The sequence below is a fragment of the Pseudomonas sp. NBRC 111131 genome (assembly GCF_001320525.1).
Lineage (GTDB): Bacteria > Pseudomonadota > Gammaproteobacteria > Pseudomonadales > Pseudomonadaceae > Aquipseudomonas > Aquipseudomonas ceruminis.
The window spans coordinates 172,391-196,056 of record NZ_BCBH01000006.1 but is presented as its reverse complement, the minus strand read 5'-3'; the positions used below and the strand labels follow the sequence as shown (position 1 = coordinate 196,056).

The window sequence follows — 23,666 nt, the reverse complement described above, 5'->3', positions numbered from 1 at the left end:
CATGCGTGTGCTGATCATCGAAGACGAAGAGAAAACCGCCGACTACCTGCACCGCGGCCTGAGCGAGCAAGGCTTCACGGTCGACCTGGCGCGCGACGGTATCGACGGCTTGCACCTGGCCCTGGAAGGCGACTACGCCGTGATCGTGCTCGACGTGATGCTACCGGGCCTTGATGGCTATGGTGTGTTGCGCGCCCTGCGCGCACGCAAGCAGACCCCGGTGATCATGCTCACCGCCCGCGAGCGCGTCGAAGACCGCATCCACGGTCTGCGCGAAGGTGCCGACGACTACCTGGGCAAGCCGTTCTCTTTTCTCGAACTGGTGGCACGCTTGCAAGCCCTGACTCGCCGCAGCAGCAGCCACGAACCGTTGCAGGTGCAGGTGGGCGACCTGTGGATCGATTTGATGGCGCGCAAGGCCACCCGCGCTGGCCAACGCCTGGAATTGACCGCCAAGGAATTCTCGCTACTCAGTGTGCTGGCCCGGCGCCAGGGCGAGATCCTTTCCAAGACGGCGATTGCCGAGCTGGTCTGGGATATCAACTTCGACAGCGACGCCAATGTCGTCGAAGTGGCCATCAAGCGCCTGCGTGCCAAGCTCGACGGGCCGTTCGACAATAAGTTGCTGCACACCATCCGAGGCATGGGCTATGTCCTGGAAAACCGTGCCGGTTAACTCTATCGCGCTGCGCCTGTCGGCGCTGTTCATCCTGGTAGCGATGGGGGTGTTCCTGCTGATCGGCACGGCGCTGTATCGCCAGGTCGACCGCAGCCTCGACCTGTTGCCGGCGGCCGAACTGGACGCACGCTTCAGCGTGCTCGAATCCACCCTCAACCGCTTTGGTACCCCTGAGCACTGGGCCAAGGTCAGCAACAAGCTCAACCTGCTCAGTGAAGAAGACAGGCGCATCCGCTTTTGGGTGGTGGGCAGCAACCCTGCCTTCGAATACGGCCACCCCAGCGAACTGGTCCGCGCCTTCGCTGAAGGGCCGCAAGGCATGCGCGACCTGCGTCTGCCCGACCGCCCTTACCCTTACAAGGTATTGGTCAGCGAACTGCCCCCGCTGGCCGACCGCCCGGCGCTGCGCTTCCTGATCGGCATCGACACCGAAACCTTCTGGCAGGCGCAGCACAGCCTGCTGGTGGCCATCGTAGGTTTGGCGGTGCTTGGTGTTCTGCTGGCCTCGGTGCTGGGCTACTGGGTAGCTCGCATTGGCCTGCGCCCCCTGCGTGCGCTGTCCAATGAGGCCCAGGCCTTGGCCCCGCCGCGCCTGGATGGCCGGCTGCAGACCGCTGACCTGGCACCGGAACTGGCCCAGTTCGCCGGCGCCTTCAACATTGCCCTCGACCGGGTCAGCCAGGCTTATTCACGGCTGGAGGCGTTCAACGCAGACGTCGCCCATGAACTGCGCTCACCGCTGACCAACCTGATCGGCCAGACCCAGGTCGCCCTCACCCGCGGGCGCAGCGCCGAACATTACTTCGAGGTACTGCAGTCGAACCTCGAAGAGCTTGAACGCCTGCGCAGCATCATCAACGACATGCTGTTCCTGGCCAGCGCCGACCAGGGCAGCAAGGCCACCGCCTTGACCCAGGCGTCACTGGCCGAGGAAGTCGCCACGACCCTCGACTACCTGGATTACATCCTTGAAGACGCGCAGGTCAGCGTCACCGTCAGCGGCGATGCCCAGGCCCCCATCGAGAAAGCGCAGCTGCGCCGGGCACTGATCAACCTGTTGAACAATGCTGTGCAGCACACTGCGCCCAACCAGGTGATCCATGTGCTTATCGACGCCGGGCCGGAGCAGGTCAGCATTGCGGTGAGCAACCCGGGGCCGGCGATCGATGACGAACACCTGCCGCTGTTGTTCGAGCGGTTCTACCGGGTGGATGCGGCGCGCAGCAACAGCGGTGGCGGCAACCATGGGTTGGGGTTGGCGATCGTCAAGGCGATCGCAGTGATGCATGGAGGTGAGGTCTTTGTGCAAAGCGAGGCAGGCGCGAACACCTTCGGGATACGCCTGCCCCGTTTGGCCGAATTCAAGCGTTAGCGATCTGAACGTTACCTCAGTTTCCTTTTTTTGGGCCGCCGCGAGTCACAGAAGGCCACCCACAACGCCTACCCGGCAGGTGCTCAAGTACGCGGGTTTCCGGCGAAATTCCGCTTGCTTTGCAGGACGATCGTTACCTTTTGCGCAACAGTGCTTATCGCGCCTGATGCTGTTTCCGGGGCACTGAAGGGACTAACTTTAGCCCTGTCTCCATTAGCACTTGCCCCGCAAGAAGGTAGTTTCAAAATGTCCAACAGTATGGGTATTGCCAGCGTTTTCGTTCTGTCTTCCCTGTTGTTGTCGCCCATGGCCATGGCCGAAGAATCCCCAGCGTTCGTTGCCCGTAATGCAGAACTTGCCGCTGTTCACCAGGAAGCCCGCGAAGCCATCGCGCACAAGGCCGACGCCGGAAAAGCGGCAGAACAGACTGCTTCGAAGGTCTCCAGCGACGCCAATGCCGATAGCTGATCGCGCATCGCTCCCGCTCCAGTTTTCCCTTGGCTACGCCATGGGCACCGTCGGTGTCGATATGTTAGCCTCTTGAAGCCGCTGCCAAGTCAGCGGCTTTTTTTATGTGCTTTAACGATCAGCCCGGCCGTTACGTCCCTAACAAGAAAGTTGCACATTCAAAAATAAAAACTGCCCCACCGTCAGACCAAAGGAGCTAGTACCGGTGCCTTCCGCGTTCCGTTTTACCCCGCTGTTCATTGCATTGACTGCAACGATGCCCCTCGCCGCCCAGGCAGATGAAGACAAGGCTGATGGCTTCATCGAAGGCTCGTCGTTCAACCTGCATTTTCGTAATGCGTACTTCAACCGCAACAACCTGAACACTGGCGTGCGCGACAAGCGCGAGTGGGGCCAGGGTGCCGTAGCCCGGTTCGAGTCCGGCTACACGCCCGGTACCGTTGGGTTTGGCCTCGATGCCCACGCCATGCTGGGCCTGAAGCTCGATGGCGGTGGCGGCCATGCCGGTACCAGCATCCTGCCTGAGCATGTGAAGGACGACGGTGAACTGGGCGCTGCCCCGCACGCGTTTTCCACCGCAGGCGCGGCAGTCAAGCTCAAGGCATTCGACACCGAGCTCAAAGCCGGTGACCTGTTCCTCACCAACCCGGTGATCGCCGGCGGCGAAACCCGCATGCTGCCGCAGACCTTCCGCGGTGTGAGCCTGACCAATACCAGCATCGACGGCCTGCTGCTCGAGGGTGGCCAGGTCAGTTTCACCAAGCCGTACAACCAGAGCGGCCACCGCCGCATCGACACCTATTACGGTGCGCTGGACGAGCACGACAAGAGCAAGCACCTGAACTGGGCGGGCGCCTCGTGGAGCGGCACCGAAAACATCACCGCGAACCTGTACGCCGCCGAGCTCAAGGACATCTGGAACCAGTACTACGCTGACTTCGACTACACCTATGTGGTCAATGACCTGGTCAGCCTCAACCCAGGCGTGCACTTCTACCACACCCAGGACACGGGCCAGGCGCTGCTGGGCAAGATCGACAACAACACCTACAGCGTGCACTTCACGGTCAACGCCGGTTACCACAGCGTCACCGCTGCCTACCAGCGGGTCAATGGCGACACGCCGTTCGACTACATCAACCTGGGCGACAGCGTGTACCTGGACAACTCGCGCATGTACTCGGACTTCAACGCCCCCAACGAACGTTCGTGGAAGCTGCAGTATGACTACAACTTTGCGGGCGTCGGCATTCCCGGCCTGAGCACCACGCTGTCGTACTCACGCGGTGAGGCGGACCTGACCAAGGCCGACCAGAACAACACCCACTACGACTACTACCGTGTCGATGGCAAGAACGCCAAGCACTGGGAGCGGGACCTGGATGTGAAGTATGTGTTCCAGGAAGGCGACTTCAAGGACCTGTCGGTGTTGGTACGTTATGCCACCCACCGCGGCAGCCAGGGCTATGCGTCGATCGACAGCAACAGCGACAACGACGAATTGCGCGTGATCGTGGATTACCCACTGAACGTGTTCTGATCCAACGTCGCAGGCGGGGGCTATGCCCCCGTTTTGCCGGGCAAGCCGGCTGCTCCAGGAAAATGCGCTGCCTGCGGGCATGGGCTTGCAGCCCAGCGGCGTGATTCCGTCGGACAAATCTTGTTCGACAATCCCCGCTTCCCTAGAATGTCGCCGCCGCAAATGGCCCTGCCTCAGCAGTAACGCGCATGCCCACTCGATCACCGCGTTTCGCATTCTACAGGTCTCACCCCGAGCTGATCCTGAACCTTGGCAGCTGCCTTGCCGTGCTCGCGATCGTGGCCATCGTCGGCTACCTGCTTGCCCGCGAGCGCGACAGCGTCGAGCAATCGGCCGTGCGCTCGTCCAACAACATCATCCAGCTGATCGAGAGCGACATCCTGCGCAACGTCGAACTCTATGACCAATCGTTGCGCGGGCTGATCTGGGCTGTGGAACATCCCGAACTACTCCAGGTAGCCCCCACACTGCGCCAGCAGATCCTGTTCAACCAGACCTTCGCCGCGCCGGTACGCGGCGATATTCTCTGGCTGAACGCCAATGGGGATGTGGTGGGTGATTCCACCCGCGTACCGCCGCGCCAGGCCAACTTCGCCGACACCGTGTTTTTTCGCGCCCATCGCCGCAACGCGGGCCTGGGGTTGTTGATTGGCCCGCCGTTCAAGGCGCGGCTCGGGGATCTTGACTGGTGCATAAGCTTCAGTCGGCGCATCTCCGGCTCGGACGGAACGTTCGCAGGGCTGGCCGCCGGGGCGTTGCGCCTGTCCTATTTCAGTGAGCTGTTCCAACGCTTGGATATTGGCGAAGAAAGCAGCATCAACCTGCTCAATGCCGACGGCCAGTTGCTCGCCCGGCAGCCTTCCCGGGCGCAGGACCCTTTGATCGGTACCCGCTTTGCCGACCGTCCCAACTTCAAACGGATTCTGGGTGAACGCAGCGGCAGCTTCAGTGCCCGCTCGAGCGTGCATGGCACGCAGCGCATGTACTCCTTTGCCCGGGTAGCCGATTTGCCTTTGATCATCCTGGTGGTGCACTCCAGTGATGAAGTGTTCCAGTCGTGGCGGCGTACCGCCGTAGTGGTCAGCGCAGCAACAGGGGTACTGTGTATCGGCATTCTGTGGCTGACATTGCTGCTGGGGCGCGAGCTGCGACGCCGGCACGAAGCCGAACAGGGCCTGGCCACCCTGGCCGCCACCGACAGCCTGACCGGCCTGGCCAACCGCCGCCGGCTCGATCAGGTACTGCGCCAGGAATGGGCGCGCGCCCAGCGCAACCGTAGGCCATTAGCCGTCTTGATGGTAGATGTGGACCACTTCAAGGCATTCAACCAACGCCATGGTCACGCCGGCGGCGACCATGCATTACGCGAAGTGGCAAAGACCCTCGAACGGTGCATACACCGTCCTGCCGACCTGGCGGCGCGTTATGGCGGGGAAGAGTTTCAGGTGATCCTGCCGGAAACCGAATTGGTCGGCGCACGGCTATTGGCTGAACGCATTCGCGCTAGTGTCGAAGCGTTGACGCCGTTTGCCGATGATGCCCGTGGGGTAACGGTCAGCATCGGCATCGGCGTCCACACCCCGGGCACCCAACAGGACCTTGCCCAGGTGCTGGGTGCCGCGGACGAGGCGCTCTACCGGGCTAAAGCCAATGGCCGTAACCGGGTAGAAGGCCCTGCAGACTAGGAGCGAGCGCGGGCTGCGTTGCGCAGTGCTTTGACCTGGTCATGATTACGCTGAACGCCTTGCAGCTGCTTCTCGACCAGGGTGTAGCTCTGGTCAGTACCCGTACGGCCCAGCTTGACCAGTTTTTCTCGCGCCTCTTTGTAGGCTTTGAGCGCATGATCTTCGCCGCGCTCGACCTCATTGAGCACCGCTTCTTCATCTTTGCCGGTCAGCATCGACTTGAGGTTGACCCAGCCACGGTGCATGTCACCGCTGATGCTGGTAGAAGTTTCCGGGTCGCCACCCAAGCGGCGTACCTCACTTTGCAGTTCGCTTGCAGCATTGGCGCATTCGCCCGCACGCTGCACGAAGAATGCCTTGAGTTCCGAGTTTTTCACATCATCGGCCGAAGCTTTGAAGCCCTTCTCGCCGTCCTTGCTGTACTCGATAAGGTCATTGAGCACATCGATCACATCTTTGTTGGGGTTGCTCATGGCTTAACTCCTTGGCAGGTGATAGTGCTTAAACAGGAGCAGCCTTCGTGCCAAGCGCCTCAATACAAAAAAGTGTATTTAAATCAGATAGTTATGCATACAGGCACTACAGCGAAAACCGGCGTTCTGCATGATTGCCGCTTGGGCGCTCGTGCAGATTGCAGTATGGTCGGCGCATTTCCCTTGCCAGGCACTGCCGATGAAACCGGAAACCCTCGAACTGCTGGTCACGCGCACGATGCCGTTTGGCAAATACCAGGGCCGAATCATTGCCGACCTGCCGGGCGACTACCTGGCGTGGTTTGCGCGCAAGGGGTTTCCAACGGGGGAGCTGGGCGGGTTACTGGCGTTGATGCACGAGATCGACCACAACGGGCTGGGGGATCTGCTGGTGCCGTTACGGCAGAAGCATCGGCGCTAGCGGCGGCGGGCTCCGAGGTAACGCGGTGGTTGGCACCGGCTTCGCCGGTGTTCGCGGGGCAAGCCCGCGCCCACAGAAATTGCGACACCCTTTAGACGTTGGGCAAGCCCGTTGCTCTCACGGGTTAACAGGTGCCACCGCCAGCTCCACCCGCTCACTCTTCTTGATCAGCGCATACACCACCGCCGTCAGCAGGCTACCCGCAACGATCGCCAGCAGGTACAGCAACGCATGGTTGATCGCATTGGGGATCAGCAGCACGAACAGCCCGCCATGGGGCGCCATCAGCTTGCAGCCGAAGTACATCGACAGCGCCCCAGTCAACGCGCCCCCGGCGACACTTGCCGGGATCACCCGCAGGGGGTCCTTGGCGGCGAAGGGGATCGCTCCTTCGGAAATGAAGCACAAGCCCAGTGCCAACGCCGCCTTGCCGGCCTCGCGCTCGCTCTGAGCGAACTTGCGACGTGCCAGGAATGTGGCAATGCCCAAGCCGATCGGCGGCACCATGCCTGCAGCCATGGTCGCCGCCATCGGTGCGTAGCTCGATGACGCCAGCAGCCCCACCGAAAACGCGTAGGCCGCCTTGTTGATCGGGCCGCCCAGGTCCACGCACATCATGCCGCCGAGCAACAGCCCGAGGAGAATGGCGTTGGTGGTACCCATGCTGTCGAGAAAGTGTGTCAGGCCTACGAGCATGGCCGCCACCGGCTGGCCGACCACGTAGATCATCACCAGCCCAGTGAACAGGCTGGCCAGCAGCGGAATGATCAGAATCGGTTTGAGCGCGTCCAGGCTGCTGGGCAGCCGTGCCCAGCGGGCAATGGCCTTGGCGCTGTAACCGGCCAGAAAACCTGCAACGATGCCGCCAATGAAACCAGCACCCAGGGTGCTGGCCAACAGGCCACCGATCATGCCAGGGGCAAGGCCCGGGCGGTCGGCGATCGACCAGGCGATATAGCCCGCCAGCAGCGGCACCATCAACTTGAAGGCGGCCTCGCCACCAATCTGCATCAATGCTGCCGGCAAGGTACCCGGCTCCTTGTATGCCTCGATGCCGAAGACGAACGACAGGGCAATCAGCAAGCCGCCGGCCACCACCATCGGCAGCATGAACGAAACCCCTGTCAGCAGGTGCTTGTAGACCCCCGTCTTCTCGGGCTTGCTGGCGCTGGCCGCGGCTGCGCCGTTAACGGCGCTTTCCACCTTGCCCTCGGCCAGTGCCCTGTCCAATGTGGCGCGCGCCTGCTTGAGCGCGATGCCGGTGCCGCATCGGTAAATGCGTTTGCCGGCAAAACGTGCCGTGGGCACTTCGATGTCGGCGGCCAGTAGTACCACGTCGGCATCGGCGATGGCTTGGGCCGACAACGGGTTGCGTGCGCCAACCGAACCTTGCGTCTCCACCGTGAGCTGGTAGCCCAGCTGCTGCGCCGCTTGCTGCAATGCTTCGGCGGCCATGAAGGTATGCGCCACACCCGTCGGGCAGGCCGTGATGGCAACGATGCGCGCAACCTTGGCGGCAGGTGGCAGATCGCGGGTCGACAAGGCCGGCTGTACCTGAGCCCTGGTCGCTGCTTCGTCGAGAAAGCCGTCGCGGTCGGCCAATGCCTGCGCTGGGGTGCTTTGGTACAGGCGTTTGCCTGCAAAGCGGCCCAGGTCCACCGGGCCGGTGCTGACCACCAGCACCCAGTCGGCATCGGCCACTTGCGCGGGCGTCAGCTGGCGTTCGGGATGCTCGGCATCCTGCACTTCGACGCAGGTCTTCCAGCCTCGGCGCTGAGCGGCGGCCGCCAGCAAGCGCGCACTCAGCACGCTGGAGACCTGCCCATTCGGGCAGGCAGTAACGATGGCTATGTTCATCGGCAACCCTCTTGTTGTTCTGCCAGGTGCACGGCCGCCTCAAAGCGCGCCAGTTGCTCACGGTCACGGATGCCGAAGCCGACCTGGGTTACGGCCTGGGCGGCGATGGCCGTGGCACGGCGCAAGGTCTGCGCTGGCGCTTCGGCCAGCAGCAACCCATGGACCATTCCTGCAACCAGTGAGTCACCTGCGCCCACGGTGCTTGCAACGCGCACCTTTGGCGGCCGGGCATGCAGCGCGTGGCCTGGGGCGAACCAACTGACGCCCTGCTCACCGGCCGATACCACTACATGCTCGACCCCCGTGGCCAACAAGCGCTGCGCGGCAGCGCGCTGTTCGGCGGCGCTGTGCACAGCCAGGCCAAGTACTTCGCCAAGCTCCTCGGTGTTCGGTTTGACCAGCCAGGGCACGCTCTGCAAGCCGGCCCGCAGCGCCTCGCCGCTGCTGTCGAGGGCCACCTTCAGCCCTTGGGCCTTCAACTGCTCGAGCAACTGCCGGAACCACTCGGCACTGATCCCGCGCGGCAGGCTCCCCGCCACCACCACGGCATCGTGCCCAGGTGCCCGTTGCTCGAGGCAGCGCAGCAGGGCGGTGCGGGCGGCCTCATCGATCTGCGGCCCTTGCCCGTTGATATCAGTCACCCGGCCATCGGCTTCGACCAGTTTGAGGTTGCTGCGCGTCTCGCCCGGTACACGGACGAAGCAGTCGGCGAAGCCGCGCCAGTCGATCAGCGCCTCGAACGGCTGCAGGTTGTCCCGGCCAAGGAACCCCCCAACGGTCACACTGTGCCCCAGGTCGGACAACACCTGGGCCACGTTCAGCCCCTTGCCGGCGGCATGGCTGTGCTGCGCCTGGCCCCGGTTGACGTGCCCGGGGCGCAGGGTGTCGAGGCCAACAGTAATGTCCAGCGCCGGGTTGAGGGTGAGGGTGAGAATCTTGGCCATTCAGTAACGCTCCACCAGCGCGCGAACCGCTGCGGCGCTGTCTTGTTGCAAGGCTTCGCGCGCCAGGGCGCGGGCCGTTTGATGATCGGCCTGGCGAACCAGGGCCTTGACTTCGGCAATGCTACGGGCGGCCACGCTCAGTTCGTCAACGTCCAGCCCCAGCAGTACAGGCACAGCTTGCGGGTCTGCGGCCAGTTCACCGCAAACACCCACCCACTTGCCTTCAGCGTGGGCGGCGCGCACGGTCATGTCGATCAGGCTCAACACTGCCGGGTGCAGGCCGTCGGCCTGGGCCGACAGGCTCGGGTGGCCACGGTCGATGGCCAAGGTGTATTGGGTCAGGTCGTTGGTGCCGATGCTGAAGAAGTCCACTTCACGGGCCAGTTGCGGCGCCAGCAAGGCGGCGGACGGCACTTCGACCATGATGCCCAGCTGCAGGTCGGCGACCGGGATGTCCTCGCGCAAGCGCTGGACCAGCGCCCGTGCCTCGCGCCACTCGTGGACCTGGCCGACCATCGGGAACATGATCCGCAACGGACGCTGGTCGGCGGCACGCAGCAAGGCGCGCAACTGATCCTCCATGATCTGTGGCCGTTGCAGGGTCAGGCGTACCCCCCGCACACCGAGGAAGGGGTTTTCCTCGGCAGCGATCGGCCAGTAGGGCAAGGGTTTGTCGCCCCCCACATCGAGGGTGCGCACAACCAGGGGACGCCCGCCCAGGCCATCGAGCACACGGCGGTATTCGGCTTCCTGCGTGGCCACGTCCGGCGCCTGCGGATGAGCCATGAAAATCAGCTCGGTGCGCAGCAAGCCAACGCCTTCGGCGCCCTGCTCCACCACCGTGTCGATGCCGCTGCTCTGGCCGATGTTGGCGAACACTTCAACCGCGCGGCCATCGCGGGTGACCGCGGGTTCGTGGCGGTGAGCCCAGGCCGCTTGCAGGCGTTGTTCGCGTTGGTCGCGCTCGGCCAACGCGCGTTGCAAGTCATCGGCGGCAGGCGCAACGGTGACCCTGCCGCGCTGGCCGTCGATCAGCAGCGGCGTGCCGGCTTCCAGCAGGAGTACAGCGAGCCCCGCGCCGACCACCGCAGGGATGCCCAAGGCCCGCGCCACGATCGCGCTGTGCGCCGTGGCGCCACCCTGGGCGGTCACGATGCCCGCCACTCGCGCAGGGTCCAGATGGGCGACGTCAGAGGGCCCGACCTCTTCCATCACCAGTATGTAGGGTTGGTCAGGTTCGGCCTGGGCCTGAATACCGCACAGCTGCGCCAATACCCGACGGCCGATGTCACGCAGGTCAGCTGCACGTTCAGCAAGCAGGGCATCGTGCAGTGCCTCCTGCTGCCGAGCCGCTGCTTCGATGACAGCCATCCACGCCGCCGCCGCGCTTTCACCCTGGGCCAGGCGCAGTTCGACATCGTCAGCCAGCGCCGGGTCGGCGAGCATTTCCTGATGGGTGACGAAGATCTCGCCAACGGCCCTGTCGCTGCGCTGCACCAACGCCTGCAATTCGCTGTTCACCTCATCCAGTGCACGACGCAGCTTGAGGCGCTCCTGGGCCGGCGATTCGCCACGGAGCGGGTAGTCGATATCACGCTGCACACAGACATGGGCGGGCCCACTGGCAATCCCCGGGGCCGCGCCCACGGCCTGGAGGCAACTGCCCGCAGCGGGTGCCTGCAGCACCTCGACCGGGGCGATGGCGACCGGCGCAATGGTTGGCGGCAGGGGGTCCACGTCCTCACCCAGGCCTTGTTCAATCGCCGCCAGCAGCACTGGCAAGGCATCGCTGGCAATGGACGGTTCGGCCAGCAGTTCAAGCGCCTGCCCACGCCGTGCGCCGAGGCTGAGCAGCTTGCTCAAGCTCTTGACCGACACCGCCGGCTGCCCGCTGTCGAGCACACGCAGGCGAATGTCGCCCTCGAAGCCTTTGGCCAACTGCGCCAGAACCTTGGCCGGGCGGGCATGCAAGCCATGCGGGTTGGCCAGCACGGTACGCGCACTGGGCCAATCGGGCGGCGCCTCACCGCCCAGCACCTCAAGCACCGCACGGCTGCTGGTGGCCTGGTAGAGCGTCTGCCCACGCCCTTCGATCAGCACTTCGCACAGCCGCTCAAGCAACGCCTGGTGAGCCGCGCCCAGGCTGGCCAGGCAGAACAGACCATTGAGCGGCTGCTCGCGATAACGCAGCGGCTGCTGCGGTGTAATGAACGCCAGGCCGGGCTGGCGTACCTGGCGCTCGCTGTGCAGCCACCACAGGCCCTCGCCCAGGGGCAAGGGCTCGGCCTGTTGCAACACCGCGGCAAAGCCGCTGTCGACGCACCCGGCACGCTGTAGCAGGCGGGCGCCGCGCCAGGCCAGTTCGTCAAAGTCCTCAGCAGGCAGGTTCAGGGCGACCAGTTGCGCATCCAGCGCCAGCGCCTGCGGTGCGCCTTGCAGCAGTTTGAGCAGGGCCTCGGCGGAGCTCGCCCGGCGCAGTGCCTCGGCCAGGTCAGTCTCGCCCAGGGCACGGGTCAGCAACTGCAACAGACGCAGGTGTTCGTCGGAGCGTGCGGCAATACCGATGGCCAGGTAGACGATCTGGCCATCGCCCCAGTCCACGCCGTCAGGAAACTGCAACAGGCGCACCCCGGTGGCAAACACCAGCTCACGGGTCTGCGGGGTGCCATGGGGGATGGCAATGCCCTGGCCAAGGAAGGTGGAGCCTTGCGCCTCACGCGCCTGCAACCCCTCCAGATACCCTTGTGCGACCAGGCCGTCGGCGACCAGGCGATCGGCCAGCAGGCGCAACGCCTCGGCTTTGTCGGCAGCCGTCTGGCCCATGGCTATCTGCTCTTTGGCGAGCTCGAGCATGACCTTCTCCTTTTGCAGCCCCGGTTTGCGCATTTGCGCCAGGTACTGAGGTATTGTTGTGAAATTCACGTAATCAGCCAGTTCAACGGCCTTGTACAGGCGGCAGCCGAGGCAGAAAATTTATCAGCTGAAACGTTTAATCTGACCAAGCGGCCACGTTACTCGATAATCTTCCGGGGAAAAAGCCCCATCCTGTCGGACAATTGCGACAATGGTCGCCTGCGCGTGGCGGCCTGGCCGGGTCAAACTATCCGGTCTGGCCCCATGGCCAGCCCCGGTAATAACAAGGAAAATTCGGTGAAACTCAGCGATATCGCCCGTCTGGCTGGTGTGTCCGTAACCACTGCCAGCTACGTCATCAATGGCAAGGCCGAACAACAGCGCATCAGCAGCAGCACTGTCGAACGGGTGCGTGCCGTGGTCGAGGCCCATGGCTTCACACCCAACCCGCAGGCTGCGGGCCTGCGCAGCCGACATACCCGTACCTTGGGTTTCATTCTCCCGGATCTGGAGAACCCCAGCTACGCGCGTATTGCCAAACAACTTGAACAGGGCGCCCGTGCCCGTGGTTACCAGCTGCTGATCGCCAGCAGCGATGACCAGCCCGACAGTGAGCGCCAGCTGCAGCAATTGTTCCGCGCCCGCCGCTGCGACGCCTTGTTCGTCGCCAGTTGCCTGCCACCAGAAGACGACAGCTACCGGGACCTGCAAGACAAGGGCCTGCCGGTGATCGCCATCGACCGGCGCCTGGACCCGGCCCATTTCTGTTCGGTCATCAGCGACGACCGCGACGCCAGCCGCCAGTTGACCGAGAGCCTGCTGGCCACCAGGCCACGCAGCATCGCGCTGATCGGTGCACGCCCGGAACTGTCGGTCAGCCAGGCCCGCGCCGGCGGCTTTGACGAAGCCCTCCAAGGGTTCACCGGTGAGGTCCGTCGCTATCAGGGCGAAGCTTTCAGCCGCGATTGCGGCCAACGCCTGATGCAGCAATTGCTCGAGGAACTTGGCGGCCTGCCCGATGCACTGGTGACCACCTCCTATGTGCTGCTGCAAGGCGTATTCGATACCTTGCAGGCGCGCCCGGCGGACTCGCGCCAACTGCAGCTGGGCACCTTCGGCGACAACCAGTTGCTCGACTTCCTGCCGCTGCCAGTCAATGCCATGGCCCAGCAACACGGCCTGATCGCCGCCACCGCCCTGGAACTGGCCCTGGCAGCGATCGAAGGCAAACGTTACGAACCCGGCGTGCATGCCATCGGTCGAACCTTCAAGCAACGCATCGCAGCGGCCTGATCATGCGCCTGATCGACACCCACACCCACCTGGACTTCCCTGACTTCGACGCCGACCGCCCGCGCCTGCTGGCCAACGCGGCAGCGCGAGGGGTGGAACGCATGGTGGTGCTGGGGGTGTATCAGGCGAATTTCCAGCGGGTATGGGATCTGGCATGCGCCGATGAGCGCCTGCCTGCGGCGCTGGGGCTACACCCGGTCTACCTGGAGCAGCACCGCGCGGAACACCTCGTCGCGTTAAGAGGTTGGCTCGAGCGCCTGCACCAGGACCCGCGGCTCTGTGCGGTGGGTGAGTTCGGCCTGGACTACTTTCTGCCTGAACTGGACAAACAACGCCAACAAGCGCTGTTCGAGTCTCAGTTACAGATGGCCTGCGATTTTCAACTGCCGTCGCTGCTCCATGTAAGGCGCAGCCACGCTCAGGTGATCGCCACGCTCAAGCGCTACAAGCCGGCACGCGCCGGCATCATTCATGCGTTTGCAGGCAGTTACGAGGAAGCACGAGAATACATCAAGCTCGGGTTCAAACTCGGCCTGGGTGGCGCTGCTACCTGGCCCCAGGCATTGCGCCTGCGCAGAACGGTCAAGCAGTTGCCGTTGGACAGCATCGTGCTGGAAACCGACGCGCCAGACATGCCACCTTCGATGTTCGCCGGCCAACGCAACAGCCCCGAGCACCTACCAGAAATTGCCCAGGCACTGGCCGAACTGGCAGGCATCGACCTACACCAGCTCAGCCAGGCCACCTACCGCAACACCTGTGATGTATTCGGCTGGTAACGCGCTGCCGACATCCATCCTGCGGCAGCGCCCTACCTGAGGTTGTCGCTCTTGTTCACCGTTGCCGATCTGGTCCCGCCATGGGTCGGCGCTGCCCCTGGGCCTAGACCGCCGCCTAGACCCGGAACACCGCCATCAACCCCTTCAAGGTAGACACCTGATCCAGCAATACACGGCTGGCACTCTCGGTCTGGCAGGCCCCTTGCGCGGTATCCTGTGCCGAGCAATTGATGGCCACGATGTGCTGGTCGATACCGTGCGCGACAGCCTTCTGCTGCTCGACAGCCGCCGCAATTTGCTGGTTCTGTTCAACGATACCGCCCACCGCCGAGAGGATGTTGGCCAATGCCTGCTGTACTTGATGGGCCTCGCCCACGGTGCCTGCGGCCATCCGATGGCTGCTGCCCATTGCAGCCACCGCCGCGCCGACACCCGACTGCAGGTGCTGGATCATCTGCGCGATCTCCTCGGTCGAGTCTTGGGTGCGCCGGGCCAAGGTGCGCACTTCATCGGCCACCACCGCAAACCCTCTCCCCTGCTCACCGGCCCGCGCCGCCTCGATGGCGGCATTGAGCGCCAGCAGGTTGGTCTGCTCGGCGATACTGCGGATCACTTCCAGCACTCGGCCAATGGCCTGGCTGTGGCCTGCCAACTGGTTCACCACCTCCACGGTCTGGTCGATCTCCGATGCCAGGCGACCGATCCCACTTTGCTGGCTCTCGATCAAGCCACGCCCACTGGCGCCCTCCTGGCTGACCTGCTGTGCGCCGTCTGCCGCCAAGGCCGCACTGCGCACCACCTCAAGGGCTGTGGCGCTCATCTGGTTCATGGCCGTGGCCACATGCTCGATCTGTTCGCGCTGCCCGCCAATCGCCTGGTTACTGCGCGCCGAGATGGCCAGCACTTGCACCGCCTGATCTTCGACCGCCACCACGGTACGGCCGACCTGATCGATCAGGCCACGGATGCGGCGCACGGTTTCGCTGAAGCCTTCGCCGAGTTCGCCCAGCTCATCGCGGCTGTGTGCCTGGAACGTCACCGTCATGTCGCCAGAGGCCACCTTGTCCATGGCGCTGCCTAGCGTGCGCAGCGTTGCTTGGGTGGAAACGTAGAAGCCGCTGTACAGGTAAATGATCAGCACGAACACACTGGCCAGCACTGCGACAAGCGCGGTCATGCGCTGTTGTTGTTCGCCCAGGCGCTGCTGCAATTGGCCCTGCAACTGAACGAGGATGGCCTCGTTGAGGCGGTAAGTCTGCCCGATCAGCTGGCTGGTTTGCTCATAGAATGCGGCCCAGGGTGAGTCCAGGGTTTCGGCCACCACCACCTGATCCTCGAACACTGTCGCCGCCTGTTTGACCGACGCCAAGCTGCCTTGCACCGCGGCAGCCAGCCCCCGCCTGGCGACAGCATCGTCGACCAAGGCATCGTCCAGTCGCAGCGCATAGTCCGCCCCCAGTCGTTCCAGGCGCTGCAGCAAGTCTTCGAAGCGGGCACTGCCCGCCGAATCGATAAAGCCACGGCCAAGCGCAATGGCCCCCATCGTCCTGCCCTCGCCCAGGGTCTGGGTGACCTGGGCCGTAGCGGTGCCCAGCACCTCGCTCAACTGCCTCACCGATGCCTGGTTGTCCTGGCTCAGCCCGGACTGGCTGGCCACCTGTTTGCCCAGGACCTGTGCCTGTGCCAACAGTTTGTCGAACAGCGCGGTCTTGTTCTGCAAGGACGATTCGGCCCGAGCACTGGCAAATGCCTGCGTCAGTTCATCCAGCGTGGCCTGTGGCACTGCGGCGTTGCCTTGCAGCGCCTGCATGTGCGCCTGGGCCTTGTCCTGCAGGGCAGCAATGCGCGGCTCCAGATCACCGGCCTGGCCCGACTGACCGAGGACAGCATTGATTTGCAGGAGGTTGCCGAGGGTTTCCAGGTCTGCACGCAGGGCCAGGCTGGCGCTCAACGGGGCAATGCCCTGCAGTTCGGCGCGTGTGGTCTGGAACTGCTGATAGGCATCGCGCACCAGGTAGAAGCTGGTCGCCAGCAAGGGCAGGAAGAACAGGACGCTGATGAGGCTGAACTTCTGGCCGAAGCTCAGCCGGTTCATCAGTGCAATGGCCGGGTAGAGCAAACGCTTCACGGGGCACCTCCTTGGATTCTTGTTGTTCTGCGAGGGGTAGCACTAGGCCACCTGTATAGCGCAGATCGAATCGGAGGTTTGTAACTTAAGGTTAACCGGAGCCGGCCCGGATGTCAGACCAGCACCGTCCACAACGCAAACCCGGCGTACCACAGCACCGCGCACCGCAGCAGCAGCTCCCACAGACTATCCAGCCGGCCGAGGCCACGCTGGCCGTCCTCTTGCTCGGGGATATCATCGGCAATCCGCCCGACACGGGCTACCAGGTGCGCTGCGCTGATATGCCCGTTGAGCAGTTCGTGCAACATCACCCGCGTCACAGCGACGAAATTGCCCACCAGCGCGAAGCTCAGTGCCAGCACCCGCACCGGCAGCCAGTCCATGATGTGCCGCAGCTGTTTGGCACGGCCCTGCAGCGCAGGTTGCCCGCTGTGCTCGGCGGTCAAGGCCAACAGCCGATAGGCCAGCGCCGCAGCCGGGCCCAGCACGAAGTACCAGAAGATCACGGCGAAGAAACTCTGGTAGGCCTGCCACAGCAGATAACCCTGCACCCGTACCAGCAACCCTGCCGGCTCGTCAGCCGCCAGGCCCAGATCACGCTCGGCCACATGCAGCGCGGCCTGCTCGTCACCACGCCGCCACGCATCGCGGAACGGCCCCAGTGCGGCTTTGGCATCGCCACGGCCCAGGCTGTAGATCAATACCAGCAGGTGCACCGGCAAGGCCAGCAGGCCATAGGCTACCGGGTCGAGCACGTACAGCAGTAGCACCAACAACGCGATGGGCGCCAACACCAGGATGGCCAGGGTCAACCAAGGATGAACCTTGCCGCTGCGTTCAAGGCGCACCAGCTCGCCCAGGAAAAAACCGTCCCGTTGCACCTGTTGGCGCAGGGCAGAGAATTTCTCCACCCACAACGCCAGTATCAACACCAGAAAGCTCATGCCTTGTCCTCGTGGTTCTTCACCGCGCTGCGGTAGCGCTGCCAGTCGAACGCAGGGCCGGGGTCGGTCTTGCGTTGCGGGGCGATGTCGCTGTGCCCCTGGATACGGCCCAGGTCGATGGCCGGAAAGGCGGCCTGGATCTGCCGGGTGAGCTGCTCCAGCACCTGGTATTGGGCATCGGTGTAGGGCAGATCATCGGTGCCTTCCAGCTCGATACCGATAGAGAAGTCGTTACAGCCGTCACGCCCGGCGAAACACGACACGCCGGCATGCCAGGCGCGGTCAAGCAGCGATACGAACTGGGTCACCGTGCCGTCGCGCTCGACGAAAAGGTGCGCCGATACGGTCAGGTGGCTGATGCTGGCAAAGTAGGGATGCTCGTTGGGGTCCAGGCGATTCTGAAAGAATTGCTGGACCTTGCCACTGCCGAAGCAGGCAGGCGGCAGGCTGATATTGTGGATTACCAGCAGCGAGATCGATTCACCTTCAGGGCGGGCATTGAAATTTGGCGATGGGCAGTGGGTGATTCCGTTTCCGTGGAACCAGCCAGTGGCACGGTCCAATAGCATGGGGCAGATCCTGAAAGCACCGGGTACAGACCAGCAGTATGCCTCGCGCATGCAGCCCTTTGCATGTGAATCATTGTAATGACGGCAAAGCGGTGCGGGCTCAATGAACCAACTGCTGTCGCAACCCTTCGAGCACTGTTTCCAACGTGCGCTCGAACAGCAGCCCGTCATCGAGCAGACGTACCTCGCCACGGCACAACGCCTGGGCCAAGCCTGCGGTGGTCCATTCACGCACCTTCATTCCAGTGCGGTTGGCGAAGACCAGGCGCTCGCGGCTGTCGATACGCGCGACCAGCTTGCAACGCAAGGGTAGGTCGTCCTCCAGCACTTCGACCCAGGCGCCGATACGCAGGCGCTGCGCCGCGCAGGCGGACGCTTCACCAGCGCGAGCAGGGTGTTCCTGCAACCCGTTTCGCTGGCGTTCGTCCTCGCTGAAGGCGAGGAGCTCTTCGAGCAGCTCGGCGAACAGCGCGCAGTTCTCGGTAAACTCGTTGAGCAGCCGCTGGACGATGCGCTCCACGCGCCCGTGCAGGCTGTCACGCGGGCCCTCGCAGCTGTTCTCCCAGCCAATCGCCGTGGCGGCTACTTCATTGAGCAGACGCCGCGCGGGATGGCTGGCCCGGCTGAACAGGCCTTTGTCCAACAGCGCTACCTTGAGCAGCGGGATGTGCAGGCGTGCGAGCAGCGCTCGAAGGCTCAGCGACAGGCTGTCGTCAGCCTGGATAGACTCGAACAGCAGGCCGACCAGGTTGATCATGTCTTCGTCCGCCGTGGCGAGACGACGACGGGTACCGCTGCGCACGCTGACCCGTAACAGCAGCTGTTCAAGCTGCTGGCCGAGGTCGAAATCACCTTCTTCGACAGTGGCCGGTACATAGTGCTGCAGGTGCGAGAGCAAGCGCAGCAGGTCGGTGCTGCTGATCGGCTGGGCGGCAGCAACCGCCTGCAAACGCGGGGCGATTCGCCCACGCGCTGGCGCCAGCAGGCCCTGCATCGAGGCAAACAGTGCCTGCCCGGCGCTGTCCGCGCCGATGGCATCGTCAGGCCCTAGGTTGCCCGTTATCCGTCGCGCGCCCAGGCGCCGGTCCTCGGTGCGACGGCGAGGTGCAGGCTCAAGTGCTGGCAACACACCGGCGGCCGCCAGTAACAGGTTGGCCTCGCCATACAGCAGGTCGATGTCACGCAGCACATAACGCTCGAACAGTGTCAGCAGGACCAGTTTGACCCGCAGGCAAACGCCCAGGTTGTGGCCAGCATCCAGGAAATAGCCACACAGTGCAGCAGGGCAAAGGGGGTTGTGCTGCGAGCTCAAGGGGCGTTCAAGCACGGCCTGCAAGCGCAGGCTCAACTGATCCAGGGCAACCCCGTGGCGTGACAGCACGCGGGCGACCATGGCCTCGATGGCCGCTGCTCGCTCCAGGTGCGCCTTGTTGCGCGCAGCAGCGGTCGCGCCCAAGCCCGCCAGGGGGTCGACCTGGCCAATCCGGGCAAACGTATCGTAGAAGGTATCGAGAAAGCCCCGCTCGATGCTTTTACGCTTGAGGCGCACGTCGCGCATGGCTTCGAAGTACAGGCTCTGGTCAAAGCGGTCGGCCGCCCTGTCGGCCATCTCGAACAGCGTGTCGTCAGCGTTATCGAACAGCGCCTGCAAGCTCTGGCGCAGCTGCAAGGCCGCCTTGTCGCGCACTTGCAGGAGCAGCACCGGGAGGCAAGGCAGGGGCGTGCACGCCCCACGATCGGTGGCAGCCGCCAAGGGCACCACCTTGCCTTCTTTATGCATCCCGAACTCCTTGCTGGGCGACGTGTGCAACAGGGTGAAGAATCGTCAAAGCTATGACGCCAAATACTGGGCGCCATTATCGGTAAAAACACCGACTGCTGCCAGCACCGCGTGCCTGCCCCGTCAAAGACGCTGTTTTTTGAGGGCTTACCCGCGCTGCCCGGCTCAAGCTCGGCTGGATGGCGGCTGTACAGACCCGCCCCCTGCCCTATAATCGCCGGCATCTAGCTTGTGGAGCCGAACATGCCGAACCTACGCCTTGCCGACCTGACTGCCGAGATCGAAGCCAACGTACGCCGTGCGCTGCTGGAGGACATTGGCAGTGGTGACATTACCGCGCAGCTTATTCCGGCCGAGCGCCTGGCCAAGGCAACCATCATCACCCGCGAAGACTGCGTGATCGCCGGCACCGCGTGGGTCGACGCCGTCTTCCGTCAGCTCGATCCGCGGGTGGCCGTGCATTGGCAGGTGGCCGATGGCGAACGAGCGACGGCCAACCAGGTACTGTTCCACCTCGAAGGCCCGGCACGCTCGCTGCTCAGCGGCGAGCGCTGCGCGCTGAACTTCCTGCAGATGCTGTCGGGCGTGGCCACCCGGGCCCGCATGCTCGCCGACCTGGTGGAGGGCACCCAGGTACGCCTGCTCGACACCCGCAAAACCTTGCCAGGGCTGCGCCTGGCGCAGAAGTACGCGGTGACGTGTGGGGGTTGCCACAACCACCGTATCGGCCTGTATGACGCCTTCCTGATCAAGGAAAACCACATTGCCGCCAGCGGTGGCGTGTCCGAAGCAGTCGCCGCGGCACACCGGATCGCCCCAGGCAAACCGGTTGAAATCGAGGTGGAAAGTTTGGATGAACTGCGTCAGGCACTGAGCGCAGGCGCCGATATCATCATGCTCGACGAATTGACCCAGGATCAGATGCGCGAAGCCGTGCGCATTACCGCTGGCAAGGCCAAGCTCGAGGCCAGTGGCGGGGTGAACGAGAGCACGTTGCGGGTGATTGCCCAGACGGGTGTGGACTACATCTCGATAGGGGCGATGACCAAGGATGTGAAGGCAGTCGACCTGTCGATGCGGCTGAGCCTGTAAGGTAGGCGACGGCCGGACGGGGGCAGCCCGCTCCCACAGGTTTGGCGCAATGGACCAGGAAATGCGCTATCCCTGTGGGAGCTGGCTTGTTGGCGACGGGCTGCGTAGCAGCCTCGCTAGCGCCAACTGGCCGGTATAGCCAGAAGGCGGTGTTTCAGGGCATGAATCAGAACGAAGCGTTGGCCAGGCCGTCCAGGTAACGCTCGACATCCAGCGCTGCCATGCAGCCAGCACCGGCCGAGGTGATGGCCTGACGGTACACGTGGTCAGCCACGTCGCCTGCCGCGAACACGCCTTCGACGTTGGTGGCAGTCGCGTTGCCTTCACGTCCACCGTTGACCACCAGGTAGCCGTCCTTCAGGGTCAGCTGGCCTTCGAACAGCGAGGTGTTCGGGGTGTGGCCAATGGCGATGAACACGCCATCGACCTTGATTTCGTCGCTGCTGCCGTCGTTGTTTTTCAGGCGCGCACCGGTCACGCCCATGTTGTCACCCAATACTTCATCCAGGGTGGCGTTGAGCTTGAGCTCGATCTTGCCTTCGGCGACCCGGGCGTGCAGCTTGTCGACCAGGATTTTCTCGGCGCGGAACGTGTCGCGACGATGGACCAGGGTCACCTTGCTGGCGATGTTGGCCAGGTACAGCGCCTCTTCCACAGCAGTGTTGCCGCCGCCGACCACAGCGACCGGCTTGTTGCGGTAGAAGAAACCGTCGCAGGTAGCGCAGGCCGAAACGCCCTTGCCCATGAAGGCTTCTTCCGATGGCAGGCCCAAGTAGCGAGCGCTGGCACCGGTAGCGACAATGAGTGCGTCACAGGTGTAGGTGCCGCTGTCGCCCGTCAGGGTGAAAGGTTTGTTGGCCAGGTCGACGGCGTTGATGTGGTCGAACACGATCTCGGTCTCGAAACGCTCGGCGTGTTCCTGCATGCGCTGCATCAGGGCCGGGCCGGTCAGGCCGTGGGGGTCACCAGGCCAGTTGTCGACTTCGGTGGTGGTGGTCAGCTGGCCGCCAGCCTGCATGCCGGTGATCAGCAGCGGCTTGAGGTTGGCGCGGGCGGCGTAGACCGCAGCGCTGTAACCGGCAGGGCCGGAACCGAGGATGATGACGCGCGAATGACGTACTTCAGACATGTCGAACTCCTGTCGAGCGGGCCGCAGGGGCCGGCATCGATATACCGGCTGCGCCAGCTGGAAATTAAAAAGGACCCACGCAGCACTTGGGGAAGGCTACAACGCGCAGGCCCATAAACCGGAAAGTTGAGCGCACTGTAGCGAGGTGGCAGAGATTAAGGAAATATCCTTCGACAATCCACCTCATAGGCAACCTCTATACGTGAAATTCACCTATGGAAACGGCCCTGGCGCTTTTGTTACAGGCGGTGTCCCGCCCTGCCCCCACCTTTCGTCGGCGTGGCAAAGCCGGTAAGGTCAGCGCGTTTTCCCTTCTCTGCGGAGTATCCCGATGCAAGCCCCTGTCCTCTCCGGCCCCCAGTACCTGCGCGAAGGCCTGAAACTGGTGCTGAGTCCCAACCTGCGGTTGTTCGTCCTGCTGCCGCTGGCGGTCAACGTGCTGCTGTTCGGTGGCCTGATCTACTTCGCTGGCCACCAGTTCAGGCTATGGCTCGATGCCTTGATACCGGCGCTGCCAGACTGGCTGAGTTTTCTCAGCTACATTCTCTGGCCGCTGTTCGTCGCCTTGCTGGTGTTGATGGTGTTCTTCACGTTCACCTTGGTGGCCAACCTCATCGCCGCACCGTTCAATGGTTTTCTGGCCGAGAAAGTCGAGGTGGTGGTGCGTGGCGAAGACAACTTCCCTGCCTTCAGCTGGGGCGAACTGGTGGCTATGGTGCCGCGCACGTTCAGCCGCGAGATGCGCAAGCTGGGTTATTTTCTGCCGCGTGCCATCGGCCTGTTCATCCTGTCGTTCATCCCGGTGGTCAATGTGATCGCCGCGCCGCTGTGGCTGGTGTTCGGTGTCTGGATGATGGCCATCCAGTACATCGACTACCCGGCAGACAACAACAAGATGAGCTGGCAGGACATGCTCGCCTGGTTGCGCCAGAAGCGCTGGCAGAGCATGGGCTTTGGCGGCATCACCTACCTGGCGTTGCTTATCCCCGGTGTGAACGTGCTGATGATGCCGGCGGCAGTGGCCGGGGCGACACTGTTCTGGGTGCGCGAACGTCACTGAGCACTCTGACGACGCGCAGTGTCTGCAGGAGCGCCCCGGCAGGGCCGCTCCTGCATCGATCGCTTATTGGCTGAGCTGGCTGGAAAACTGCCCCACCGCATCCACCACCTTCTTCGCCCCGTCCTGAATCTCGACGATTACCCCACCGGTATCCGCGGCCAGTGCCAGGCCCTGTTCGGCCTGGCGCTTGCTGGTGTCGATGATGTCCACTGCCGCCTGGGCCAGCTGTTCGTTCTGCTGCACCACCTTGGCGATCTCTTCGGTAGCGGCACTGGTACGTGAGGCGAGCTGGCGCACTTCGTCGGCGACCACAGCGAAGCCACGGCCCTGCTCACCGGCACGTGCCGCTTCGATGGCCGCATTGAGCGCCAGCAGGTTAGTCTGCCCGGCAATGTCGCTGATGGTCTTGATGATCGCGCCAATCACTTTCGACTGCTTGTCCAGCGCCTGAATGCCCTCGGCGGCATCCTGCATCGACCCTTCCAGGCCGCGCATCACCTGCACGGTCTGGGTCACTACATCGGTGGCCTTGCGCGCACTGTTGTCGGTTTCAAGCGAGGTGTTGTAGGCAATGTCTGCTGCCTGTGCCACCGCCTGCTC

The 23,666-nt window shown here is 63.6% G+C and carries 19 protein-coding genes and 2 pseudogenes; 10 read left to right on the top strand and 11 right to left on the bottom strand.

Features of this window, described 5'->3' with window-relative positions; all coding sequences use genetic code 11:
- The first annotated feature begins 1 nt into the window (after position 1).
- The 5 genes from APH34_RS08710 (at position 2) to APH34_RS08690 (ending at position 5,744) form a co-directional block, all read left to right on the top strand.
- Positions 2-676, top strand: coding sequence for a heavy metal response regulator transcription factor (locus APH34_RS08710; protein WP_054900769.1), 675 nt, complete (start codon positions 2-4; stop codon positions 674-676).
- Positions 651-2,051 (top strand): heavy metal sensor histidine kinase, encoded by a 1,401-nt coding sequence (locus APH34_RS08705; RefSeq protein ID WP_054900768.1) that lies wholly within the window; start codon positions 651-653, stop codon positions 2,049-2,051. The genes APH34_RS08710 and APH34_RS08705 overlap by 26 nt, the downstream gene beginning before the upstream one ends.
- Before the next feature lie 246 nt (positions 2,052-2,297).
- Positions 2,298-2,519: a hypothetical protein gene (locus APH34_RS08700; RefSeq protein ID WP_054900767.1), complete on the top strand. Its 222-nt coding sequence runs from the start codon at positions 2,298-2,300 to the stop codon at positions 2,517-2,519.
- 205 nt (positions 2,520-2,724) lie between these two features.
- Entirely contained in the window at positions 2,725-4,059 is a 1,335-nt protein-coding gene (locus tag APH34_RS08695; RefSeq protein ID WP_054900766.1) for an OprD family porin, read from the top strand.
- A gap of 188 nt (positions 4,060-4,247) precedes the next feature.
- Complete coding sequence (locus tag APH34_RS08690; protein WP_054900765.1) at positions 4,248-5,744, top strand: diguanylate cyclase; 1,497 nt, start codon at positions 4,248-4,250, stop codon at positions 5,742-5,744.
- Here the strand turns inward: APH34_RS08690 and APH34_RS08685 are convergent.
- Complete coding sequence (locus APH34_RS08685; RefSeq protein WP_054900764.1) at positions 5,741-6,217, bottom strand: PA2169 family four-helix-bundle protein; 477 nt, start codon at positions 6,215-6,217, stop codon at positions 5,741-5,743. The two genes, APH34_RS08690 and APH34_RS08685, sit on opposite strands and share 4 nt — an antisense overlap.
- A gap of 199 nt (positions 6,218-6,416) precedes the next feature.
- Between APH34_RS08685 and APH34_RS08680 the strand changes: the two genes are divergently transcribed.
- Positions 6,417-6,638, top strand: a complete 222-nt coding sequence (locus APH34_RS08680) for a DUF3820 family protein (RefSeq protein ID WP_054900787.1) — start codon at positions 6,417-6,419, stop codon at positions 6,636-6,638.
- 117 nt (positions 6,639-6,755) lie between these two features.
- Here APH34_RS08680 and APH34_RS08675 read toward each other — a convergent pair whose 3' ends face one another.
- The 3 genes from APH34_RS08675 to ptsP are packed head-to-tail and all read right to left on the bottom strand — an operon-like array spanning position 6,756 to position 12,292.
- Positions 6,756-8,495: a PTS fructose-like transporter subunit IIB gene (locus tag APH34_RS08675; protein WP_054900763.1), complete on the bottom strand. Its 1,740-nt coding sequence runs from the start codon at positions 8,493-8,495 to the stop codon at positions 6,756-6,758.
- Complete coding sequence (pfkB, locus tag APH34_RS08670) at positions 8,492-9,439, bottom strand: 1-phosphofructokinase (RefSeq protein ID WP_054900762.1); 948 nt, start codon at positions 9,437-9,439, stop codon at positions 8,492-8,494. Before pfkB ends, APH34_RS08675 begins: the two co-directional genes overlap by 4 nt.
- Positions 9,440-12,292: a phosphoenolpyruvate--protein phosphotransferase gene (gene ptsP, locus APH34_RS08665; protein ID WP_054900761.1), complete on the bottom strand. Its 2,853-nt coding sequence runs from the start codon at positions 12,290-12,292 to the stop codon at positions 9,440-9,442.
- A 297-nt stretch (positions 12,293-12,589) separates the two neighbouring features.
- Here ptsP and cra point away from each other — a divergent pair, with 297 nt between their 5' ends.
- Complete coding sequence (gene cra / locus APH34_RS08660; protein ID WP_054900760.1) at positions 12,590-13,585, top strand: catabolite repressor/activator; 996 nt, start codon at positions 12,590-12,592, stop codon at positions 13,583-13,585.
- A 2-nt stretch (positions 13,586-13,587) separates the two neighbouring features.
- Positions 13,588-14,364: a TatD family hydrolase gene (locus tag APH34_RS08655; RefSeq protein WP_054900759.1), complete on the top strand. Its 777-nt coding sequence runs from the start codon at positions 13,588-13,590 to the stop codon at positions 14,362-14,364.
- Between the two features lie 115 nt (positions 14,365-14,479).
- On the opposite strand, the gene APH34_RS30315 is transcribed toward APH34_RS08655, so the two are convergent.
- From APH34_RS30315 to APH34_RS08635, 5 genes and pseudogenes are all read right to left on the bottom strand, one after another.
- Positions 14,480-15,184: a methyl-accepting chemotaxis protein gene (locus APH34_RS30315; protein ID WP_371263301.1), complete on the bottom strand. Its 705-nt coding sequence runs from the start codon at positions 15,182-15,184 to the stop codon at positions 14,480-14,482.
- A gap of 153 nt (positions 15,185-15,337) precedes the next feature.
- Positions 15,338-15,541 (bottom strand): annotated as a pseudogene (locus APH34_RS30310) (HAMP domain-containing protein); the annotation flags it as partial.
- Between the two features lie 1,064 nt (positions 15,542-16,605).
- The gene (ampE, locus tag APH34_RS08645; RefSeq protein ID WP_054900757.1) at positions 16,606-17,436 is read right to left on the bottom strand and encodes a regulatory signaling modulator protein AmpE; all 831 of its coding nucleotides are present in this window, start codon (positions 17,434-17,436) and stop codon (positions 16,606-16,608) included.
- Positions 17,433-18,005 carry a 1,6-anhydro-N-acetylmuramyl-L-alanine amidase AmpD gene (gene ampD / locus APH34_RS08640; protein ID WP_054900756.1) on the bottom strand — a complete coding sequence of 191 codons (573 nt, stop codon included), beginning with the start codon at positions 18,003-18,005 and terminating at the stop codon, positions 17,433-17,435. Before ampD ends, ampE begins: the two co-directional genes overlap by 4 nt.
- A 100-nt stretch (positions 18,006-18,105) precedes the next feature.
- Positions 18,106-19,785, bottom strand: coding sequence for a DUF1631 family protein (locus APH34_RS08635; RefSeq protein WP_054900755.1), 1,680 nt, complete (start codon positions 19,783-19,785; stop codon positions 18,106-18,108).
- A 243-nt stretch (positions 19,786-20,028) separates the two neighbouring features.
- On the opposite strand from APH34_RS08635, the gene nadC reads away from it, so the two are divergent.
- Complete coding sequence (gene nadC, locus APH34_RS08630; RefSeq protein WP_054900754.1) at positions 20,029-20,877, top strand: carboxylating nicotinate-nucleotide diphosphorylase; 849 nt, start codon at positions 20,029-20,031, stop codon at positions 20,875-20,877.
- A 166-nt stretch (positions 20,878-21,043) separates the two neighbouring features.
- On the opposite strand, the gene trxB is transcribed toward nadC, so the two are convergent.
- A complete protein-coding gene (gene trxB, locus APH34_RS08625) occupies positions 21,044-22,006 on the bottom strand; it encodes a thioredoxin-disulfide reductase (protein WP_054900753.1) in 963 nt (320 codons plus the stop codon).
- 331 nt (positions 22,007-22,337) lie between these two features.
- On the opposite strand from trxB, the gene cysZ reads away from it, so the two are divergent.
- Positions 22,338-23,066 carry a sulfate transporter CysZ gene (cysZ, locus tag APH34_RS08620; RefSeq protein ID WP_054900752.1) on the top strand — a complete coding sequence of 243 codons (729 nt, stop codon included), beginning with the start codon at positions 22,338-22,340 and terminating at the stop codon, positions 23,064-23,066.
- 63 nt (positions 23,067-23,129) lie between these two features.
- Here the strand turns inward: cysZ and APH34_RS30305 are convergent.
- Positions 23,130-23,558: pseudogene (locus APH34_RS30305) on the bottom strand (methyl-accepting chemotaxis protein); the annotation flags it as partial.
- Positions 23,559-23,666 lie beyond the last annotated feature (108 nt).

Bases quoted from the DNA above. Each gene is read 5' to 3' on its own strand.
- APH34_RS08710 (WP_054900769.1), top strand. From the start codon at position 2: ATGCGTGTGCTGATCATCGAAGACGAAGAGAAAACCGCCGACTACCTG.
- APH34_RS08675 (WP_054900763.1), bottom strand. From the start codon at position 8,495: ATGAACATAGCCATCGTTACTGCCTGCCCGAATGGGCAGGTCTCCAGC.
- APH34_RS08685 (WP_054900764.1), bottom strand. From the start codon at position 6,217: ATGAGCAACCCCAACAAAGATGTGATCGATGTGCTCAATGACCTTATC.
- ampD (WP_054900756.1), bottom strand. From the start codon at position 18,005: ATGCTATTGGACCGTGCCACTGGCTGGTTCCACGGAAACGGAATCACC.
- APH34_RS08655 (WP_054900759.1), top strand. From the start codon at position 13,588: ATGCGCCTGATCGACACCCACACCCACCTGGACTTCCCTGACTTCGAC.
- pfkB (WP_054900762.1), bottom strand. From the start codon at position 9,439: ATGGCCAAGATTCTCACCCTCACCCTCAACCCGGCGCTGGACATTACT.
- APH34_RS08635 (WP_054900755.1), bottom strand. From the start codon at position 19,785: ATGCATAAAGAAGGCAAGGTGGTGCCCTTGGCGGCTGCCACCGATCGT.
- nadC (WP_054900754.1), top strand. From the start codon at position 20,029: ATGCCGAACCTACGCCTTGCCGACCTGACTGCCGAGATCGAAGCCAAC.
- ampE (WP_054900757.1), bottom strand. From the start codon at position 17,436: ATGAGCTTTCTGGTGTTGATACTGGCGTTGTGGGTGGAGAAATTCTCT.
- APH34_RS08690 (WP_054900765.1), top strand. From the start codon at position 4,248: ATGCCCACTCGATCACCGCGTTTCGCATTCTACAGGTCTCACCCCGAG.
- ptsP (WP_054900761.1), bottom strand. From the start codon at position 12,292: ATGCTCGAGCTCGCCAAAGAGCAGATAGCCATGGGCCAGACGGCTGCC.
- APH34_RS08700 (WP_054900767.1), top strand. From the start codon at position 2,298: ATGTCCAACAGTATGGGTATTGCCAGCGTTTTCGTTCTGTCTTCCCTG.
- APH34_RS30315 (WP_371263301.1), bottom strand. From the start codon at position 15,184: ATGAGCGCCACAGCCCTTGAGGTGGTGCGCAGTGCGGCCTTGGCGGCA.
- trxB (WP_054900753.1), bottom strand. From the start codon at position 22,006: ATGTCTGAAGTACGTCATTCGCGCGTCATCATCCTCGGTTCCGGCCCT.
- APH34_RS08705 (WP_054900768.1), top strand. From the start codon at position 651: ATGTCCTGGAAAACCGTGCCGGTTAACTCTATCGCGCTGCGCCTGTCG.
- APH34_RS08680 (WP_054900787.1), top strand. From the start codon at position 6,417: ATGAAACCGGAAACCCTCGAACTGCTGGTCACGCGCACGATGCCGTTT.
- cysZ (WP_054900752.1), top strand. From the start codon at position 22,338: ATGCAAGCCCCTGTCCTCTCCGGCCCCCAGTACCTGCGCGAAGGCCTG.